The 241-nt window shown below is 69.3% G+C and carries 1 protein-coding gene; it reads right to left on the minus strand.

All coding sequences use genetic code 11. From position 1 onward, the window contains the following. Positions 1–210, minus strand: a 210-nt coding sequence (locus VR45_RS41845; protein ID WP_045945232.1) for a hypothetical protein, incomplete at its 3' end; no start/stop codon positions are given. Positions 211–241: the final 31 nt, after the last annotated feature.

The raw sequence follows: 241 nt of genomic DNA on the forward strand, positions 1-241 counted from the left end.
GGCCTCGTGGTGTCGGCTGTGTCGCTGCGGTTCCACCAGGGCGGCCACCTGGTCCAGGGTCATGGGGCCTTCCAGCATGAAGTCGCGGGAGGCGGTGCGGCGGGCACCGGTTGCCCGCACGAGGCCGACGACGGTGTCGAAGTCCTCGAAGAACCGCAGGTTGATCCGGATACGCGGGCCCCAGTCCTCGGCCGTGTTCTCTGTCGTCATGCCGGCGGACCTACGGATGCCCGCCGTACAC

It is taken from the genome of Streptomyces sp. NRRL S-495 (assembly GCF_000966955.1).
GTDB classification, from domain to species: domain Bacteria; phylum Actinomycetota; class Actinomycetes; order Streptomycetales; family Streptomycetaceae; genus Kitasatospora; species Kitasatospora purpeofusca.